This is a genomic window from Peribacillus sp. QJM3NY_7, assembly GCF_056173225.1.
In genome coordinates, this window is sequence record NZ_CM149663.1 from 5,031,310 (window position 1) to 5,051,219 (window position 19,910).

General features: G+C 43.1%; 19 protein-coding genes and 1 pseudogene. 10 read left to right on the plus strand and 10 right to left on the minus strand.

Going from position 1 to position 19,910, the window contains the following annotated elements; genetic code table 11:
- Positions 1-48: 48 nt before the first annotated feature.
- Positions 49-258 carry an alpha/beta-type small acid-soluble spore protein gene (locus AC0VX1_RS24320; RefSeq protein WP_034310322.1) on the minus strand — a complete coding sequence of 70 codons (210 nt, stop codon included), beginning with the start codon at positions 256-258 and terminating at the stop codon, positions 49-51.
- A 165-nt stretch (positions 259-423) separates the two neighbouring features.
- Between AC0VX1_RS24320 and AC0VX1_RS24325 the strand changes: the two genes are divergently transcribed.
- Entirely contained in the window at positions 424-1,710 is a 1,287-nt protein-coding gene (locus tag AC0VX1_RS24325; protein ID WP_145506576.1) for a glycoside hydrolase family 18 protein, read from the plus strand.
- Positions 1,711-1,954: 244 nt separating this feature from the next.
- Positions 1,955-2,947 (plus strand): potassium channel family protein, encoded by a 993-nt coding sequence (locus tag AC0VX1_RS24330; protein ID WP_475469415.1) that lies wholly within the window; start codon positions 1,955-1,957, stop codon positions 2,945-2,947.
- Here AC0VX1_RS24330 and AC0VX1_RS24335 read toward each other — a convergent pair.
- The gene (locus AC0VX1_RS24335; protein ID WP_057278022.1) at positions 2,944-3,348 is read right to left on the minus strand and encodes a YugN-like family protein; all 405 of its coding nucleotides are present in this window, start codon (positions 3,346-3,348) and stop codon (positions 2,944-2,946) included. The genes AC0VX1_RS24330 and AC0VX1_RS24335 overlap by 4 nt on opposite strands.
- Before the next feature lie 412 nt (positions 3,349-3,760).
- Between AC0VX1_RS24335 and AC0VX1_RS24340 the strand changes: the two genes are divergently transcribed.
- A complete protein-coding gene (locus tag AC0VX1_RS24340) occupies positions 3,761-5,041 on the plus strand; it encodes a M20 family metallopeptidase (RefSeq protein WP_475469417.1) in 1,281 nt (426 codons plus the stop codon).
- Positions 5,042-5,360: 319 nt separating this feature from the next.
- Positions 5,361-6,694, plus strand: a protein-coding gene (locus AC0VX1_RS24345) for an IS3 family transposase (protein WP_475468889.1) whose coding sequence is annotated in 2 segments (ribosomal slippage) — positions 5,361-5,733 and positions 5,733-6,694 — 1,335 coding nt in all. Because the reading frame shifts where the segments join, the coding sequence is not laid out codon by codon here.
- A 203-nt stretch (positions 6,695-6,897) separates the two neighbouring features.
- On the opposite strand, the pseudogene AC0VX1_RS24350 reads toward AC0VX1_RS24345, so the two are convergent.
- From AC0VX1_RS24350 to AC0VX1_RS24360, 3 genes and pseudogenes are all read right to left on the minus strand, one after another.
- Positions 6,898-7,250: pseudogene (locus tag AC0VX1_RS24350) on the minus strand (cytochrome c biogenesis CcdA family protein); the annotation flags it as partial.
- 241 nt (positions 7,251-7,491) lie between these two features.
- The gene (locus AC0VX1_RS24355) at positions 7,492-8,838 is read right to left on the minus strand and encodes a glucose-6-phosphate isomerase (protein ID WP_475469419.1); all 1,347 of its coding nucleotides are present in this window, start codon (positions 8,836-8,838) and stop codon (positions 7,492-7,494) included.
- Between the two features lie 147 nt (positions 8,839-8,985).
- Positions 8,986-10,149, minus strand: coding sequence for an iron-containing alcohol dehydrogenase (locus AC0VX1_RS24360; protein WP_095390937.1), 1,164 nt, complete (start codon positions 10,147-10,149; stop codon positions 8,986-8,988).
- Positions 10,150-10,352: 203 nt separating this feature from the next.
- Between AC0VX1_RS24360 and AC0VX1_RS24365 the strand changes: the two genes are divergently transcribed.
- Positions 10,353-10,586, plus strand: a complete 234-nt coding sequence (locus AC0VX1_RS24365; protein WP_034310308.1) for a DUF378 domain-containing protein — start codon at positions 10,353-10,355, stop codon at positions 10,584-10,586.
- A 136-nt stretch (positions 10,587-10,722) separates the two neighbouring features.
- Here the strand turns inward: AC0VX1_RS24365 and yugI are convergent, their stop codons facing one another.
- Complete coding sequence (gene yugI, locus AC0VX1_RS24370; protein ID WP_034310304.1) at positions 10,723-11,127, minus strand: S1 domain-containing post-transcriptional regulator GSP13; 405 nt, start codon at positions 11,125-11,127, stop codon at positions 10,723-10,725.
- A 343-nt stretch (positions 11,128-11,470) separates the two neighbouring features.
- Between yugI and AC0VX1_RS24375 the strand changes: the two genes are divergently transcribed.
- Positions 11,471-12,814 (plus strand): sodium-dependent transporter, encoded by a 1,344-nt coding sequence (locus tag AC0VX1_RS24375; protein ID WP_053536716.1) that lies wholly within the window; start codon positions 11,471-11,473, stop codon positions 12,812-12,814.
- A 140-nt stretch (positions 12,815-12,954) separates the two neighbouring features.
- The gene (locus AC0VX1_RS24380) at positions 12,955-13,308 is read left to right on the plus strand and encodes a helix-turn-helix domain-containing protein (RefSeq protein WP_057278025.1); all 354 of its coding nucleotides are present in this window, start codon (positions 12,955-12,957) and stop codon (positions 13,306-13,308) included.
- Between the two features lie 158 nt (positions 13,309-13,466).
- On the opposite strand, the gene AC0VX1_RS24385 is transcribed toward AC0VX1_RS24380, so the two are convergent.
- Positions 13,467-14,636 carry an aminotransferase gene (locus tag AC0VX1_RS24385; RefSeq protein WP_034310296.1) on the minus strand — a complete coding sequence of 390 codons (1,170 nt, stop codon included), beginning with the start codon at positions 14,634-14,636 and terminating at the stop codon, positions 13,467-13,469.
- On the minus strand, positions 14,633-15,133 hold the full coding sequence (locus AC0VX1_RS24390) for an Lrp/AsnC family transcriptional regulator (RefSeq protein ID WP_034310292.1): 501 nt from the start codon (positions 15,131-15,133) through the stop codon (positions 14,633-14,635). Before AC0VX1_RS24390 ends, AC0VX1_RS24385 begins: the two co-directional genes overlap by 4 nt.
- A 304-nt stretch (positions 15,134-15,437) precedes the next feature.
- On the opposite strand from AC0VX1_RS24390, the gene AC0VX1_RS24395 reads away from it, so the two are divergent.
- Positions 15,438-16,280 carry an alpha/beta fold hydrolase gene (locus AC0VX1_RS24395; RefSeq protein WP_413024687.1) on the plus strand — a complete coding sequence of 281 codons (843 nt, stop codon included), beginning with the start codon at positions 15,438-15,440 and terminating at the stop codon, positions 16,278-16,280.
- Positions 16,281-16,557: 277 nt separating this feature from the next.
- On the opposite strand, the gene AC0VX1_RS24400 is transcribed toward AC0VX1_RS24395, so the two are convergent.
- Positions 16,558-16,818, minus strand: coding sequence for a DUF1871 family protein (locus AC0VX1_RS24400; protein ID WP_048882924.1), 261 nt, complete (start codon positions 16,816-16,818; stop codon positions 16,558-16,560).
- Between the two features lie 94 nt (positions 16,819-16,912).
- Here AC0VX1_RS24400 and AC0VX1_RS24405 point away from each other — a divergent pair, with 94 nt between their 5' ends.
- On the plus strand, positions 16,913-18,097 hold the full coding sequence (locus tag AC0VX1_RS24405) for a MalY/PatB family protein (protein WP_475471881.1): 1,185 nt from the start codon (positions 16,913-16,915) through the stop codon (positions 18,095-18,097).
- Positions 18,098-18,137: 40 nt separating this feature from the next.
- On the opposite strand, the gene AC0VX1_RS24410 is transcribed toward AC0VX1_RS24405, so the two are convergent.
- Positions 18,138-18,893, minus strand: coding sequence for a TraR/DksA C4-type zinc finger protein (locus AC0VX1_RS24410; RefSeq protein ID WP_034310284.1), 756 nt, complete (start codon positions 18,891-18,893; stop codon positions 18,138-18,140).
- 143 nt (positions 18,894-19,036) lie between these two features.
- On the opposite strand from AC0VX1_RS24410, the gene AC0VX1_RS24415 reads away from it, so the two are divergent.
- On the plus strand, positions 19,037-19,894 hold the full coding sequence (locus tag AC0VX1_RS24415; RefSeq protein WP_475469424.1) for a manganese catalase family protein: 858 nt from the start codon (positions 19,037-19,039) through the stop codon (positions 19,892-19,894).
- The last annotated feature ends 16 nt before the right edge of the window (positions 19,895-19,910 follow it).

Sequence of the window (19,910 nt, forward strand, 5' to 3'; positions counted from 1 at the left end):
AGAAGGAGCGATGCTCCTTCTCTTTCTAATCCATATTTATTCAATTAATTAACGAGAAAAGTTTGAACCGCCTAGTTGTTGTTCAGCCATTTGAACCAAACGTTTTGTGATTTCCCCACCAACAGATCCGTTAGCGCGAGAAGTAGTGTCAGCACCTAGGTTTACACCAAATTCACTAGCGATTTCATTTTTCATTTGTTGTAGAGCTTGTTCTGCACCAGATACTAGAAGTTGATTGCTGTTATTGTTGTTTGCCATGTGTTTTCACCTCCTACTAATATTAATTAGCATTTTAAGCTTAAATTATTATTGCCAATTTATTGTATTTTTTTGTTTGCGTTTCTCTCAATCCTAAGCTCTTTATCATGAAATTCTTTTTATGCTCATAAACTGTTAGGAAACTTTCAGTAGGAGGGAAAAGAATTGCAAATTCATGTGGTTAGGCCAGGCCAGACGTTATATGGCATCGCCCAGACGTACAGCGTAACCGTCGACAGGCTCGTTGAATCAAATAAGATCCCTAACCCAAATAATCTTGTTTCGGGGCAGGCCCTTGTCATTCCAATCGTCGGCAGTTATTATTTCGTTCAACCGGGTGATAGTCTTTATTCCATTTCCCAAAGGGTTGATGTCCCTGTTCAAGAATTGGCAAATATAAATGGCATTTCCGAAAGTCAAATCCTATCCGTTGGATACCGGCTTTATATTCCGGCACGGAGGAAAAGGACCGCCGAATTCAACGGCTATGTCGAGCCGAGGGGTACGACGGTTGCACCGGCCCTTGTGACGGCCGCCAGGGAAGCTGCGCCCTATTTAACCTACTTAGCCCCTTTCAGCTTCCAGGCGCTGCGAGACGGCTCCTTAAAAGAGCCATTACTCGATGACTTCCCTGCCATCGCCAGGGAAAATAAAAATGTCCTGATGATGGTGATCACAAATCAGGAGAATGACCAGTTCAGCGATGAGCTCGGGCGGATCATCTTAACGAATACTTCCGTTCAGAATAAGTTCCTGAACAATATCGTTACAACGGCAAAGAAATATGGTTTCCGGGATATCCACTTTGACTTTGAGTATTTACGGCCGGCCGACAGAGAAGCCTATAATCAATTTCTCCGAAAAGCCAGGGATCGCTTCAAGAAGGAAGGATGGTTCATTTCCACGGCACTGGCCCCTAAAACAAGTGCTGAGCAAAAAGGCCGATGGTATGAGGCGCATGACTATAAAGCACATGGTGAAATCGTCGACTTCGTCATCATCATGACATATGAATGGGGGTATAGCGGCGGACCGCCAATGGCAGTGTCACCTATCGGACCTGTTCGGGATGTCCTCGAATATGCCGTCACCGATATTCCTTCCAACAAGATCCTGATGGGGCAAAACCTATATGGCTATGATTGGACCCTGCCTTTTGTACAGGGATCCATTGCCAAGGCCGTGAGTCCGCAGCAGGCCATCCAAATTGCGGCGGACAATGATGTTTCAATCGAGTATGATGAAACCGCACAGGCCCCTCACTTCAATTATACCGATATTGAGGATAGGCAGCATGAGGTGTGGTTTGAAGATGCCAGATCGATTCAGGCAAAATTCGATTTACTCAAAGAATTGAACTTAAGGGGAATGAGTTATTGGAAGCTCGGCTTAGCCTTCCCCCAAAACTGGCTGCTCATCAGTGATAACTTCAATGTACGGAGAAGGGTTTAACAAAAGATATAGAATACCGAAGCTGAAATGGGCATATAATCAACCATCGAGCATGAAGTCCATTCAGGATACGTGACTCAGCACTAAAAGCCTTCCGACATCTTCCGGAGGGCTTTTATCATTTACCGTAATTCGATCAGGCAATATGCCGATATTCATCATTCAAAGTTTGTCTGTTCGGAACCTTATGAGCCATGCCTTTTTTGACCATACTATAAGGATCAGCTCAAAGGGTGTGAAAATAATGATTCGAATCGGTCCATACATGAGTACCGTTCCCAGATTTCCGCGTTTCATCAGATTGCTTTCCATCATCGCATTATTTTTACTTTCATTCGGGGTCTTGATCCACATTGTGGAGCCGAAGAGATTCCCCACCTTGCTTGATGGCATCTGGTGGGCAATCGTGACGATGTCAACGGTCGGCTATGGAGATTTCACTCCCGTGACCAATCTTGGCAAAATTATTGGGATGGTCCTCATTTTGTCAGGGGCCGGCCTGATTACTTCTTATTTTGCGTACATCGCTAAAATTTCCATATCCAATGAACAGCAATTTCTAACAGGAAAGAAAGTATTCGGCGGCGGCGGACATATTATCATTGTGGGCTGGAATGGCCGTTCCAAGAGAATCATCCAAAACATCCATGATCGTAAGCACCATCAATCCATTGTCCTTATCGATGATACACTGCAAAAGCACCCGCTTCCACGAACGAATATCCACTTTATCCAAGGAAAGGCTACATTGGATTCCGTTTTGCAGAAAGCCAATATTAAACAAGCCATACGCGTCCTTATTACGGCTGACCTTAAGCAGGACGAGCTGCAAACGGATATGTTCTCGATTTTAACGTTACTGGCCGTCAAAGGGCTGAATCCGCATGTGTATTGTCTTGTGGAAATATTGACGCATGAACAAAAGGAAAATGCTTTACGGGCTGGGGCGGACGGTATAGTCGAAACGAATAAATTCGCGAGTGAATATATGCAGGATTGCTTATCGAAGGGGATCATAACGGAAGCCAGAGAACATAATGAGCTGGATGGATTGAGCCTCAAACAGCTGCCCATCCAGGATGACTGGGCGGAATTGACGTTCAAACAGCTGAACGTTAAGCTATTCGATCAAAACATTTTATTGGTTGGCATCATTTCAGGAGGCAAGACCTTAATCAAGCCCCCCGGAGATGTAATCATCCATCGTGATGACACTCTAATCATTATTGATGATTAATGTAATAAAAGCTTTTCCAGATTACGGACAAGCGCTTTTCCTAAAGAGATATAGTTTTCCGGAAATTCGGCATCCGGATTTTCAGGCTCGGCAAACTGATTGAAGGAGGCGGAAAGGTTTCCGATATTTCCTTCATCGTCATTCCCGTCCTCGTACTTATGAGATAACAAGAACGGTTGTAAGAGTTCGACCATTACCCCGTCCTGATCGAGTGAACCATCAACAGCCTTGAAAGGGACCCGCAAGAATTGGTAGCCATCACTGTCATCAATCTTATAATCAAAAGACCCGTGGTCATAATCCCATCCTCCGCCTATCGCATATCCTTCCGGTTTTAACTTTGTCTCCAAATCGAACAACCCGAATGTTTTCCCTTCCAACTGAGAAGAAATTTTAATCATTGTATAAAACCTCTTTCGCTAATTTTCTATTAGCTTAACCAAAGCGCCTAAAAAAAAACCTGGAATGACTCTATTGTCCCCTTGATCAGGCATAAAGGAAGATTGGCTTCCTCACTGATTTCCAAGCTTTCCTTACGCTTTTATTTCAGCTTCGTCGCTCCCTCCTCCTCCATTCGTAATTACTGGATCTTCTGCTGGTAGCGTCAGGAAAATGAGGATTTACAACGTTAAGCACATTTTCCTGACGCTACCCATATATAACTTTGGCTCTTTGGCTCATTAAGTTTAACTATAGCATTGAACGAGACTTTAAATTCCCCACTTTTAACCTCAGAAATATCAACTAGGAACAGCACATAGAATAGTATAGAAATACTGCGGCTAATGCTGGACATGGAGGGGATGTATTTATATGAGTACCAGAATGATCCGGCAACTGATAAGGTCAAGGCAACAGGAATTAGTCGAACTTGCTGCTTCATTTATTCGAATTCCATCTGAAAATCCATCGCCCGAGTTTAAGAAGCGGTCAGCAGAAATGGGACGCCATATTAGCCGATACCTAGCAGCAAAAGGGTTCTTGATTACCGAGCACCGCCGTAGCGAAAATGCGCTGGTTACCGTGGTCTGTGATGCTCCCTTAACCAGGGTACCTGGTCCACGGCTCCTATTTTGTGGACATACAGATGTCGTACCTGCAGGCGATTGTTCACATTGGACCTTCGATCCTTTCTCAGGAGAAGTCAGAGCAGGTATGCTTTTGGGTAGGGGAGCCTCCGATATGAAAGGAGGCTTGGCAGCACTGATTTTTGTGGCTGGACTACTTCAGGAGTTCGCCCCCACTCTTAATTTGAAAGGTAGCCTAGGAGTTATTGCCTCTCCGGATGAAGAGACTGGCGGCATTGAGGTGGCCTCGCTCCTGGATCAAGGATTGATTAAGGGTGATGCTTGTCTGATTGGTGAACCAACGGACCGCTACCATCCGAATGCCGGTGAAAAGGGCAAGGCATGGATGCAGGTGATCATACCAGGTCAGACAGATCATGGCAGCCTACAACCGCTTTATGGAATCTCCGCCGTACGAAGAGGGGCAGCCGCGGTCGAAGCACTAACCAAGCTATGGGAGCTCAAGGCAACGCCTCCGCCAGAGCCTTGTCAACTTTTGTACAATACTGAGTGGCTCCTATCTCAGATTCTAGGAAATCCCTTACTGTCACAGTTACTTTATCGTCCCTCTTACAATCCAGGTATAATCCAGGGCGGAACAAATGTGAACGTCGTCGCAGACAAGTGTATCATTAAAGTGGATACCCGGGTTCCATTCGGTATGCAGCCCGAGTTTGTACTTGATATCGCTAGGAATCTAGTTAGTGCTGTAGCGCCAGGTGCGGTTGTAGAGCCAATGGTACCCTGTACTAACCCGAACTGGACCTTAGAGGATCGTCCAATTGTGAGGGCCATGGAACTGGGAATCCAGCGTGTCCTTGGAATGGAGGAACCCGTCTTCAGCGTACTTCTGCTTGGTTCAAGTGATGCCAGTCACTTCCGGCGCCATGGCATTGAAACCGTCCTTTACGGTCCTGGGCTTGAACACACTATCCATGGGTACGATGAGCGGGTTTCAGTGGAGAACTTAATAGAATCTGCCGAGATATATGCTGAGACTGCAGTCAAGTATCTTAGGTCATTTTAAATCTATTTTCACTAAACTTTATGCAGGTGCAGGGTATACTGCACGCGCTACTGCTAATGTTCTCTTTCAAGGTGTATATGGTGGTGGTCATTGGTGGGAATATTTATATACTCGTTGGTATTAATTCTTTAATTCAATGCTAAACTAGATATATTTATTGCTTGTTTTGATCAAATTTACATGAAGACCAAAAGCTAAAAAAAGAGCCTGGAGCAGAAAATGAACTATACCCCGGATAACGGACACACATAAAAAAGTGTCCCTTATCCGGGTTTTTTTATGTTTCAATAGATGTAATGAGTATGGACGGAGGGTTTCTATGAGTAAGAATATATATACTGAATTTCAGATTAAAGAACTTGAAAAGAATCCAAATATCATTAGTGCTTCCGAGCGATCTATTTCCTATAGTCCGGAATTTAAGACAAAAGCTGTTAAGGATTATAAAAAGGGGAAATCCCCCTCTCAAATTTTCATTGACCAGGGATTTAATCTCGAAATAATTGGAAAGAAACAACCTAAACGTTGTCTACAGCGCTGGCGTAGTACCTTTGAAAGGTTTGGTGAGGAAGGCTTCCTTACGGAACGCCGTGGAAAAGGAAGTACAGGACGCCCCACTTCTAAGCCACAGTCTGTAGAGGACCAACTTAGGAAGGCCGAGGCGAGAATCAAATTCCTTGAAGCAGAAAATGACTTCCTAAAAAAGCTGGAAGAGCTAGAAAGGCAGGCTCTGAAAAAGAAATGATTCTAACTGTTGCTGAGAAGTTCTATCTAATTGAAAGGACAATCAGAATACACCAATTAAAGAAGGCTGTTTCCTATCTATGCAAGTTGGCTGGTGTAAGTCGAAGTGGCTACTATGATTGGTTAAAGGCAGCTCCTTACCGTGAGCTTCGTGAAGAACAGGATGAATTGGACATAGAATTGATTAGAAATATTTTCATCAGTAAAAAGGAAAAAGTAGGCGCCCTCCAAATCAAAATGATTATGGAGAATGACTACTCAGCGGTAATGAATCATAAAAAAATCAGGCGGTTGATGACAAAATATAATCTCCTAGCGAAAATCAGAAGGGCCAACCCATATCGGAAGATGGCCAAAGCAACCAAGGAGCACCTTACTTGTCCAAACCTCCTTGATCGTGAATTCAATCAGGAGGAGCCAGGCAAGGTCCTGCTTACTGACATTACCTATCTTTATTATGGGAAAGGCCAAAAAGCGTATTTATCCTGCGTAAAAGATGCCGCGACAAAAGAAATCGTTACGTACCATTTATCCACTTCATTAGAAATGGATATCGTTTACGAGACTTTAAGTAAGCTAAAGCAGGCTGTGTGTCACAAGTTCCATCCGAATGCAATCCTTCATTCTGACCAGGGGTTCCATTACACCCATCCGCTATTTCAGCGCAAAGTGAAGGAACTTGGGATAACCCAATCCATGTCCCGCAAGGGAAACTGTTGGGATAATGCGCCAATGGAAAGTTTCTTTGGCCACTTTAAGGATTTGGCAGAATATAAAACATGTACTCATTTAACGGATGTGAAGGAAGAAGTTGATCGAGTTATTGAAGAATATAATGATCATCGTTATCAATGGGGGCTAAAGAAAATGGCCCCGGTACAATACCGGGACCATTTATTAGCCGCTTAGGCACTTTTTTATACTGTCCGTAAAATGGGGCACAGTTCAAAAATCGCTTCAGGCTTTTTTCTTTTTGGGAAAAGTGGGGATTCCTTTTTTCTCTGAATGAACTAGGATTTTTTTAATAATTCTTTGCCTTCTTTTTTAGTCAGGTTCACTTTTTGTATTATTAACATCTGACCTGTAGACAAACCAAGGGTTACAACGGCCCCTAATATGGGTCCTATGCAAGGAGTCCAACCAGCAGCATATCCTATCCCAATTAAAATAGAACCTATCTAACGGATGGGCGATTTTTATCCATCATTAAGAATTTTGGTTGAAAAACCCCAATAATCATTAAACCAAAAACAATTATCAAAATAGCACCTACTTGTCTAATTAAATCAATGTATTCATAAAAGAGATCGTAAATAAAATTGGCCTGCTATTTAATTTCTTTTAATTCTGTAACTGATAATCCTGTAATATAAGATAAAAAGGCAGGATATAAGGGTAAACAGCAAGGAGAGATAAAGAATAAAACCCCAGCACCAAAAGATATAAAAATATTTAAGTCTCCCAATATGATTTCCTCCAGTTTTGATTTTCTCTTGTTTTAGCATCTTACATCTTCTTCTTTCCATCCGGCAGGCAGGCTTCTTGCGGACCGGGGAACCGTTCTCAGTTTCTCTGGCTCCTTGATACTAATCACCCCCCACTTTCATTTTCGATACCAGTATCGAATATGTTTATTCTTACCCTTTGGCGTTGAAACCAAAAAAAGGCAACAAGCCGGATGTTATTCCGGCTTGTTGCCTTTTATATTATAAGCGCTGTTCAAGCTCCGCTTTTTTCTTTTCATAACCCGGCTTGCCTAAAAGAGCAAACATGTTCACCTTATAGGCTTCCACTCCAGGCTGATCAAATGGATTTACACCCAGTAAGTAACCGCTCATTGCACAAGCTTTCTCGAAGAAATATACAAGGTAGCCAAAAGTATAAGCATCGAGCTGAGGAACCGTTACGATCAGGTTGGGAACGCCACCGTCCGTATGGGCTAACAGCGTACCCTCAAATGCTTTATTATTCACGAATTGCACCGTTTCACCTGCTAGGTAATTCAGGCCGTCCAAGTCATTGGCCGCTTCTTCAATCACGATTTCATGACGGGCCTTATCGACTTTGATGACCGTTTCAAAAAGATCACGCCGTCCTTCCTGGACATACTGCCCTAATGAGTGCAGGTCGGTCGAGAAGTTAGCCGATGAAGGGAATATCCCTTTTTGATCCTTTCCTTCACTTTCTCCAAATAACTGTTTCCACCACTCAGAGAAGTATTGAAGTCCAGGCTCATAGTTTATCAGCATTTCAATCGTTTTCCCTTTATTGTAAAGGATATTCCGAACCGCCGCATATTGGTATGCCTGATTCTCTCCTAGCTCGGAAGAACTGAAGTCGGCCCTGGCACGCTCGGCTCCCCCCATGATTTGATCGATATCCGCCCCGCTGACAGCAATCGGAAGCAGCCCTACAGCCGTTAAGACCGAGTAACGTCCGCCAACATCATCAGGAATGACGAATGTTTGGAAACCTTCCTCCGTTGCTACCGTTTTTAATGCGCCCTTCTCTTTATCAGTCGTAGCATAAATGCGGCTCTTAGCTTCTTCAACGCCGTATTTTTGTTCAAGCAGTTTCCTGAAAATCCTGAAGGCCAGTGCAGGCTCCGTGGTCGTACCGGATTTAGAGATGACGTTGATCGAGAAATCCCTATTTTCCAATAGGTCCATCACGTCCTGCATATATGTAGAGCTTATATTATTACCGACAAATAAAATTTGCGGTGCTTTCCTTTTATCCGAAGGTAGAATGTTATAAAAACTATGTTGAAGCATCTCAACTGCTGCCCGTGCTCCCAGATATGATCCACCGATTCCGATAACCAGCAGCACTTCTGAATCTTCTTTTATTTTCGCGGCCGCTTTTTTGATTCTTGAGAATTCTTCTTTATCATAATTGACGGGTAAATCAAGCCAGCCAAGATATTCATTGCCTGCCCCTGTCTGCTCATGCAGGGAATGGTGCGCCACTTTTACAGCATCCTGTAGATAGGTAATTTCATGCTCCCCGAAAAACGGCAGGGCTTTTGAATAATCGAAACGAATATGGGCCATTCAAATTCCTCCTTGAATTCTTTAGTTTCCCTTTCACTTTATCTGATGTAATTCTCATAATCAAGAAATCGATCAAGTAAATAACGAATTATGCATATAAAGCAATCTCCCACCTGGCAAGGAGGGAGATCGGATCATATCACTTGTTTATAAGGAAGCCCGTAAAATGGCAAGGACATCTTCACGGTTCAGGACTTTGAATCGTCCAAATTCCCCTCTGCTCATCGCTTTATCAGCCATGACTTCCAATTGTGAGTCATCGATGCCATAATCCGAAAGATTGGTCGGCGCCCCTAAGCTGCTCCAAAATGACCTAAGTCTTTCAATGCCTTCAAGGGCCGCTTCCTCATCCGTTTTACCTTCCGGATCTACATGGAATACACGGACTGCAACTTGTTTAAAGCGTGCGACATTTTCATGGAGCACATGCTTCATCCAATTCGGGAATAAGATGGCCAATCCCCCTGCATGCGGGATGTCATAAACAGCTGAAACGGCATGTTCAATGTTATGCGTTGCCCAATCACCGCTGTAACCAACACCAAGCGACCCATTCAAGGCTAGGTTTCCGGCATACAGGATAGTGGCCCGATGCTCATAATCCTCCAGGTCTTCCAATAGTTTAGGTGCCGTTTCAATCACCGTCGATAACAACGATTCACAAAAACGGTCTTGCAGCGGTGCATGCGTTTCCGGGTGGAAGTACGTTTCGAATACATGTGACATCATATCGACCATTCCGTATACCGTCTGGTCTTTTGGTACTGAAAAAGTATTTTCAGGGTCCAAAATGGAGAATTGCGGAAATACCAATGGACTTCCCCATCCATATTTCTCTTTCGTTTCCCAGTTTGTTATGACAGATCCGGAATTCGCCTCAGAGCCTGTTGCAGCTAAAGTCAGCACCGTTCCGAATGGAAGGGCCTCTTCGACTGGTGCCTTCTTAATGACAAGATCCCATGGATCACCCTCATATTTAGCACCTGCAACGATGGCCTTTGTAGCGTCTATAACGCTTCCCCCTCCAACCGCAAGGACAAAGTCGATCCCATGTTCTTTACAAAGGTCAACACCCTTCCGGACTGTTGAGATGCGTGGATTCGGTTCAACTCCGGAAAGTTCGTGCACCTCTGCATCGATCTCTTTCAAGGCATTGATCACTTTTTCATATAAGCCATTCTTCTTTATGCTTCCCCCGCCATATACAAGTAAAACTCTATCGCCATAGGCGGGAATTTCAGTTTTTAAGCTTTCAAGCTGACCTTTCCCGAAAATTACTTTTGTAGGATTTTTATATGTGAAATTCTCCAATGGTATCTCTCCTTTAATGCCACATTGACTCCGTTTTCGAATGAACGACAGGGCCAAGCGTTAGTTTTTCTTTTATTTATTATGACCAATGTTCCATTTAAATACAAAACATCCGCCCGTAACTTTTGAGTGGATGTATATTTACATGCTGAAAATGCATGATAAGTAAAGAACTGATTTTTTCAAAAAAAGGAGGCTGTACAATGAGTGGAATACAAAGAATTGCACTTGTTCTTACTATAATCGGGGCAATCAACTGGGGATTAATAGGGTTTTTCCAATTTGACTTGGTCGCTTCGATTTTCGGAGGGCAAGATGCTGGAATGGCCCGTATCGTTTATGGATTGGTTGGAATTGCCGGTCTCATTAATCTTGGTCTTCTCTTTAAACCAAGTCCTGAAATTTCCAGGGAGCCTGAAACCAAACCGACTCGCTGAGATCTTGATCATCGACAATGTTATGTTCTATAAAATAAAGCCGGACCATGGATAAACACATGACCCGGCTTTATTTCATTCATGTGCCCCAGGACAAAAAAAACCGGCTGATCGAGGATCTGCCGGTTCTAAAAAATTATTTTTTGATTAAGTCTTCGCGTTGAGATTGTTCAATCCACTCTTGAAGTTTGTCTTTCAATGTGTTGAAACCTTCAGTAGATTCGATGTGAGATGTCGCTTTAACAGATGCTTGGCGTTTTTTCGGAGCTTTTTTCGGAGCTTCAGTACGCTCAGGAGCTTCTTCTGTAGCGCGGATCGATAAGCCGATTTTTCCAGCAGCTGAATCGATGGAAAGAACTTTAACTTTCACTTCATCGCCCACTTTTAAATGTTCGTTAATATCTTTAACGAAGCCGTGAGTGATTTCAGAAATATGAACTAAACCTTGAGTTGATTCATCTAAAGCAACAAATGCACCGTATGGTTGAATACCAGTAACTTTACCAGCAACTACCGCACCAATTTCGAATTTTTCAGACATGGTAACACTCCTATTTTATATATATTTTTTCGTCTTTTCACGCAATAAAAAATTATATCACATAATTGGAAAATAATCAAAGTTAAGTATACCATACTTTTTGGGATTTTACTCATTAAAAATGTTTGTTTTTTGGAAATAATAAATATTATAAGATCTTTGTATATAACTTAACCTAAAAATTTGCAAATAACCCCTATTTCCCTTAAGATATTTACTCATTTTTCTAAAGATTGTAATATTAAACCTATCCAATTGCCCCTAATCATAGTAAGATGAGAAAATGTTTTAAAAAAATAATATACAGCTAGATATTCTTTACATCTAAAGGAGTTTTTCCATCATGTCAAAACAAGATCAATGGACTTCAAAACTTGGGTTCATCCTGGCAGCCGCGGGATCCGCTATTGGATTGGGCGCCATCTGGAAGCTCCCGTATATGACTGGGGAAAATGGCGGTGGGGTCTTTTTCCTGCTCTTCATTATATTCACCCTGCTTATCGGGGCACCGATATTAATAGCGGAATTCACGATTGGCCGCAATGCACAGAAAGATGCCATTAGCGCATATAAACATATCGCCCCTGGAAAGCCTTGGGCATTGATTGGATATGGCGGTGTAGTCGCTTCAATCATCCTTCTTTCCTTCTTCAGTGTTGTTGGAGGCTGGATCATCTCCTATTTAGCAAGGAGCTTTACAGGTTCCCTCTCAAACTTGACGCAAGAGGAATATGGGAACTTCTTCAATACGATAATCAGTAATCCTTATGAAACGGTCATCGCTCAGTTATTATTCATGGTCTTTACCATTTGGGTCGTGCAAGGCGGCGTTTCCAAGGGAATTGAAAAGGCTAATAAATATATGATGCCTTCATTGTTCATTCTTTTCATCATCCTTCTTATCCGCTCCTTGACCCTGGATGGGGCAATGGAAGGTGTTAAATTCTTCTTGAAACCGGACTTTTCCGCATTAACAGGGGAAACGATCCTATTGGCACTCGGCCAATCCTTCTTTGCACTAAGTGTCGGTGTTTCCGTGATGGTAACCTACGCATCCTATTTAAGTAAAAAAGAAGATATTACAAAATCGGCCTTTTCGGTAGTTGGACTGAATATCTTCATTTCCTTGCTGGCAGGTTTGGTCATCTTCCCGGCTGTTTTCGCACTGGGTTTCAGTCCTTCAAGCGGGCCTGGACTGGTATTTGTCGTGTTGCCTGCCGTCTTCAATGAAATGGCGCTTGGCGGGATCTTCATGTTCATTTTCTTCATATTATTATTATTTGCCACCCTTACGACGGCATTCTCCATTCTCGAAATCGTCGTTGCAGCCATGATCAAGGGGGATTCCGCAAAACGGAAGAAGGCCTCTTGGATAGCTGGTATCACCGTTTTCCTGATTGGGATTCCTAGCGCATTGTCCTTTGGGGTGCTTTCGGATGTGAAGATTTTCAATTTATCCATATTCGATTTCGCTGATTATCTGACAAGCAATATCGCGCTTCCAGTCGGCGCCTTGTTCATATCCCTTTTCATCGGTTATCAAATGAAAAGGATCGAGGTACAAAAGGAGTTCGAAACTGGCGCTGATCCCGGCCGATCACTTTTTAAACTTTGGTACTTCCTGATTCGCTACATCGTGCCGATCATGATCATACTCGTATTCCTTAAGTCAACTAATCTCATTTAACATTCAACGTGCCGTTTCGATATTTCTCGATGCGGCATTTTTTTCACAAAACCTACATATTCCGTTCCTTCACTTAAGTAATAATATGGTAAAATAATTACTTAATAAAAATATATTTCCTGAAAAAGGAGTGTCTGACCATGTCAAATATCGCGAAGAATATCCGTCAATACCGAGAAGATCACAACCTAACTCAACAGGAACTGGCTTTGAAATTACGAATCGGCACAAAGAAAATCGAAAAGTATGAATCGGGTGAATCGGTTCCTGATACACAAACCATTTTACGTCTTTCCACCGTTCTTGACATTCCGGCTTCAGAATTCCTGAAGGATGCCCAGACCGGTAACGCTGCTGGTATCGACGAGGACTTAAAAAAATTGATTGAAGAAATCGGAACCAAAAAAGCTGAGCTCATTCTAAGGACAGCCAAGGACTTTAGCGAAGAAAAAATTCTGAAAGTTATGCATACTTTATATAAAACACAAGCTTAATTCAAAAAATGGGTCGTAGTATGTGTATTTTTTTTCTGGGTACTGGATATACTATGATTAACACTTTCTATGTTAATCCATTAGATTAACTCTTTTTTCTAATTCCCCCTATGGAAAGGGATCCGGCTGCTAATGGCCGGATCCCTATTTTTTTGCTTTTATTGGCAATGATTCTTCATGAAACGTTCCATTCTCCTGAGCGCCTCCTGAAGCTGTTCCATGGAGGATGCATAAGAACAGCGGATATGACCTTCACCGCTTTCCCCGAACACATCTCCCGGTACAACGGCAACAAGTTCTTCCGTCAGAAGTTTTTCAGCAAATTCCATCGAAGTCATCCCCGTTCTCTCGATTGATGGAAAAGCATAAAAAGCCCCGCCGGGATTATGGCAATCCAGCCCCATATCGTTAAATGATTTCACGATATAATTTCGTCTTCTCCGATAACTCCGACGCATTTCTTCCACATCCTGCATACCGTTCTTTAAAGCTTCCAATGCAGCATGCTGCGCAACGGTCGGCGCGCACATCATCGCATATTGGTGAAGCTTAAGCATCGCTTCGGAAATTTCCTTAGGTGCACAAACGAACCCAAGACGCCACCCTGTCATCGCAAACCCTTTCGAAAACCCATTGATGACAATCGTCCGCTCAAGCATGCCGTCAACGGCAGCAAAAGAAGTGAATTCCTCATCATAAGCAAGTTCGGCATAGATTTCATCGGAAATCACCAGCAAGTCATGCTTTTTAACGATGTCAGCAAGCATCACTAATTCTTCCTGCCCAAGCTGGGTTCCCGTCGGGTTATTCGGTGAACAGATTAAAACGGCCTTCGTTTTAGGCGTGATCGCCGCTTCGAGTTGTTGGGGAGTCAACTTAAAGTCTTCTTCCTTGGATGTTTGGACCGTGACCGGTATTCCCCCTGCCATGGTCACAAGCGGTGCATAGGCGACGAAACAAGGTTCGACGACAATGACTTCTTCACCTGGATTCAAGATGGTCCTCAGGGCAATATCGAGGGCCTGGCTTGCACCGACCGTGACAATGATTTGATCATCCGGTCTATACGAAACATGGAACTGCTTCTCCATATACCGGCTGATTTCCGACCTTAATTCAAATAATCCGGCATTGGCCGTATATGAGGTATATCCTTCCTCCAGGGAGTTGATCGCCGCTTCCCTTACCGCCCAAGATGTAACGAAATCCGGTTCACCTACACCAAGCGAAACGACCCCTTCCAAATTGGCTGCCAAGTCGAAAAAGCGGCGGATGCCTGATGGCTTAAGCTCTGCAATCGTTTTTGAAACATAACTCGTTTTAATCATGGTGACACCACTATCCGCTTATCTTCTTCAGTTTGATCAAAAATGGTGCCATCATGCTTGTATTTTTTCATTATGAAGTGAGTCGTCGTAGAAATGACGGAATCCAGTGTCGAAAGTTTTTCCGAAACGAAGCTTGCCACTTCGTTCATCGAACGTCCTTCGACAATGACTGAAAGATCATATGCCCCAGACATTAAATAAACGGACTCGACTTCTTTGAACTTGTAAATCCTTTTTGCAACATCATCGAAACCGACGCCGCGTTTTGGAGTGACCTTTACATCGATCATCGCTGTGACACCATGGTATTCATCCACTTTAGCCCAGTTAATGACTGTTAAGTAACGTACAATGACCCGCATATCTTCTAATTTCTTCAATGTTATTTCAATGTCCGAATCTGATTGATCGGTCATTTTAGCCAAATCCTTCAGATCAATCCGGCTGTTATTTTCAATGATTCTCAAGACTTCCAATTCCTCTTCATTCAAGTGCATTGGAAAACCCCCCTTTTGGAATTCACTAATTTAGCTGTGATGGTTTGGCTGGCAGATAGTCTCACGAATTACCTTATTAGACTTTTTAAAAAACCTATATGACAATATAATTTAATAAGTCCTATGCTGTCAGGATAAACTTACACTATTATATCAAAATTGGCTGGTGACCTGTTATAGTAATTGTCTTTTTTCATCGTTATTATTACAATTACTGTTATGCAACAGTATTATAGGACCTTTTTTGGAATATTCAGGGTAACATATGTTTTTATCATGGAACAATAACGGAGGAGGAGCTTATATGGAAAGTCATACAATCAAAGGTCTCGAACGGGTAGGGGATATCGAAATCTATTTTGAATATGACCGAATCGATGATTCTCTCCCCACCCTTGTCCTGCTTCACGGATTTTTGTCATCGAGCTTCAGTTTCCGTAAATTAGTCCCCCATTTAATCAAGGAATACAATGTGATCTCCATAGACCTCCCGCCATTCGGGCAAAGCGGAAAAGATTATCGATATACATATTCATTCCGAAACATCGCTAAATCCGTCGTTATGTTCCTGGAGGGAAAAGGAATCAGGAAATTCAGTATCATCGGCCATTCCATGGGCGGGCAGATTTCCCTGCAGCTCATCAAGTCATATCCTGATCTTGTCGACCATGCCATTCTACTTGCCGGCTCAGGCTATCAGCCCGGCTACTCGGAAAAAATGAAGATGGTCAGTTACCTGCCTTTCTTTTCATACGGGATAAAACGGTATCTGCAAAAATCAGGTATCGAAAAGAACTTGAAAAATGTCGTCCATGACACGGCGATGATTGACGATGAAATGCGGCAGGGATATCTCGGGCCATTCATAAAGAAGCATGATATTTTCCGGGCATTGGGAAGGATGCTTCGAGATAAGGAAATCGATTTGCTGAAGGAGGACCTTAGTGATATACATACACCATGCCTGCTTATTTGGGGAAGACATGATCGAGTGGTGCCATTGAGTATCGGCGAAAGGCTCCATGAAGACCTGCCTAATTCCGAGCTTGTTGTCATTGAGGATTCCGGTCACCTTCTTCCAGAGGAGAAACCTGAAGAAGTGTATCAACTAATTAAGGGGTTTATTGGAGTAGCCACCCTAACGTAAATTCACGAGTAAATCGCTGTAATTCACGAGTAAATGGGCGAAACTCACGAGTAAATGGCTGTAATTCACGAGTAAATAGCCAAAACTCACGAGTATACTGCACAAACTTACGATTAAAAGCACAATTCACCAATAAATCGCCGAATCTCACGGGTAAATCACTGAAATTCACGAGTATACTGCACAAACCATCAGTTAACTGAACAAACTATGGGTATAGAGCAAAAAAACAACGTAAAAAAGGTGCCCCTGATTTCCGGGTACACCTTTTTCACCTTTATATCGAACAGCTGGCATCATTTTTTATGATGAGCAGCTTTCGTGCAACGTCCAGGCACTTTTCCATCTGAATGGATTCATCGAATGCGAACTCGTAAATGGATTTTATTTTTTCCGCCAGTTCCTTCGGGTCATCTATATCCCGGATCGCTACGACCGTATCTGCAATTTCCGGCTCATATAGATCCCAACCTATCTTGAAAGGGTCCCATTCTTGTAAAACGGCAACCAACGCTAAATTCATTTGCTGTGTATCCATCTAATTTATCACCTGCTCAATATTTTCAAAGAACATGATATCATAGTATCATAACAACAGGCTTTTCGCGAAGACGACAAATTTTTATTCGGTGGTGGATATTTTGAACAAATCAATATTTGAAGAACAAATCAACAGGGAAAATTCAGGGTCTGCAAAATGGGATAAAAACTCCCTCACATCCTTATATGGGCGCGAGGATGTTCTGCCAATGTGGGTTGCCGATATGGACTTCCCATCTCCTGAGGGCATTCAAAAGGCATTGATGGAACGCTTGAATCATCCAATTTTCGGCTATACCGTCCCTTCTGAAACGGTTTTCACTGAAATTCAAAGCTGGCTTAAAGACCGGCACTCCTGGCAAATCGATAAGAAGTGGATTTCATTCAGCTCCGGCGTCGTTTCCGCAATCGGTACAACGATCCAGGCATTCACGAACCCGGGCGATAAAATACTGTTACAATCTCCCGTCTATACCCCATTTTTTGATATGATCAAAAATAATGACCGGGAAGTGGTCAATAGTCCCCTTATCATAGAAAAGGACCGCTTCGAGATTGATTTCAACGATTTTGAGGACAAGCTGAAAAGCGGAGTGAAACTATTCCTTTTTTGCAGTCCCCATAACCCTGGCGGACGCGTTTGGACAAAGGATGAACTCCTACGGATCGGGGAGCTATGTGAAAAATATGATGTAGTCATCGTCAGTGATGAGATACATGCTGACTTATTCCTTACAACATCCAAGCATTATCCGATCGGCTCCCTTTCACGAAAATTAGCGGATAGGACCGTTACATTGATGGCGCCAAGCAAAACATTCAATATTGCCGGCCTTCAGGCTTCATTCCTGATCACCAGTAATGAAAGATTGCAGAAGAAACTGCAAATGGCGCAAACGAAACTGGCCTTTCATGGCCTTAACATCTTTGCCTTAACAGCAATGGAAGCCGCGTATCGGGAGGGCTTGGAATGGCTTGAAGACATGATTGGCTACATTGAGGAGAATATAAAAGTGGCAGAGGAATTCATTGCAGCCGAAATTCCTTCACTCCATGTCATGCATCCGGAAGCCTCTTACCTTTTATGGATTGACTGCCGTGACCTTGGATTGACCGACAAGGAAATAAAGGATCGACTGATCCATCAAGGGAAGCTCGCATTGGAGCCTGGTTCTAAATACGGACCTGGCGGAGAAGGTTTCGTCCGCATGAATCTCGGTTGTTCACGCAGCGTCCTGATGGATGGGCTAAACCGGTTGAAATTGGCTTTTTCTTAAATAAAAAAAGAACCAGGCTTAGAATCCTGGTTCTTCTTTTTCAATCTTTTTCTTCATCCACATATGGATCATGCTCATATCGGGGCAAATCCCCAAATGGGGTTTGAATATTTTCTTCAAAAAGTTCTTCCTTCAATTCTTCATATTGGGAGTTCGGATAAACCGTTACCTCTTTACCGTATATATCCACACCAACGAAATTTTCATAATTTTCGACATAGCCGACATTTTCTTCGGACTCGACATACATATCTTCGTAATCGTTTGGCGGATTTACGAAATCGGAAGGCGATTCAGATGTTCCATAACTGGCAACATCCTGCCAAGAATCTTCCGCATCGTACGCAACCGATTCATGCCGGTCATCATAATCAAACCTCCCAAATGGGGGTCCGAGCACTTCCTCTTCCACCGGCCGATTGTCCGAAGTTTCCTGTGAGGGGGTATGCTCGACACAATAAGTCGTAGTAGGGATCGCTTTCAAACGTTCAAGAGGTATTTCCTTTGAACAAACCTCGCATTTTCCATACCCACCTGCCTCGATGGCAGAAAGCGCTCGTTCAATATCCCTTATTTCATCCCGATCATGCTCGGAAAGGGCCAAATCCTTTTCCCGTTCATATAACTCGGTTCCTTCATCTCCGGGATGATTATCGTAACTCGATAACTCACCAGTCGAATCCTCCATGCTTCTTCTTAAATCGTAGTTGCCTGAATCATTTAATCGGTCTTCCAACTCTTGCTTCGTTTGCTGCAATTGCTGTTGAAATTCTTTTAGCTGCTGATTGGATAGCATGTGCAACATCCTTTCAAAATCGTTCTTCCCTCTAGTATTTCTCTCTTTCGGTCATTCCATAAAGGTACTTTTTACCTTAGGAATAATTTAATTCAGATAACAGAAGCTAACTTAGAAATATTTATTTTAAGGAGGACTTCCATTTGTACTTCTATAAAGAAGACTTAATCAATATGATCGTTCCCGATAAGCCTGATCCAAATGCAGCAAAAGTGCTCCAGGAAACGCTTGGAGGGCAATTCGGTGAAATGCGGACGATGATGCAATATTCTTTCCAAAGCGCCAACTTCCGCGGCAAGGCTAAACAATATCGTGATTTAATTCGCGGGGTTTTCTTGGAGGAACTGAGCCATGTAGAACTTGTCCAATCTACCATCAATCAGCTGCTGAATGATGCTGGCGGGGATATGCCTGGAGATTCCGGTATCGATGGCGCCCCATTGGATGAAGTCATTAAAGGCGGCGCAAACCCCCACCATTTCATCATCGGTGCGAAAGCATCCCTGCCCGTCGATGCTGGCGGCAATCCATGGAACGGATCATGGGTTTATGATCACGGTAATCTTGTGGCCAACCTTTTGAATAATGTCATGCTTGAATCTACGGGAGTCCTGCAAAAGTCGAGGATTTATGAAATGAGTTCCAATAAAACAATGCGCGAAACACTGGCATTTTTAATGGTTCGCGACAATGCCCACCAAAATGCATTTGCCAAGGCATTGGAAACGCTTGGGGTCGACTGGGGAAAAATCTTCCCTGTGCCTAATTATGATTTGAACAAATATCCTGAATGCCGCAAATATGTGGATTTAGGCTACCATAATGCCCAATTCAATTTCAGGATGGATCATACGCGGATCAGCCAGATTTTCCAAGGGGAGACACCGAGCCGAAATGGCGGAAACCTTGCTGTTACCGAGCCGCCAAAAGGATTCCCGGTCCCTGAAATGCCGGATATGCCAAATGAGCATAGCCCGGGATTGAGTGATTTGAATAATTAAAAAAGAAGGCGGACAC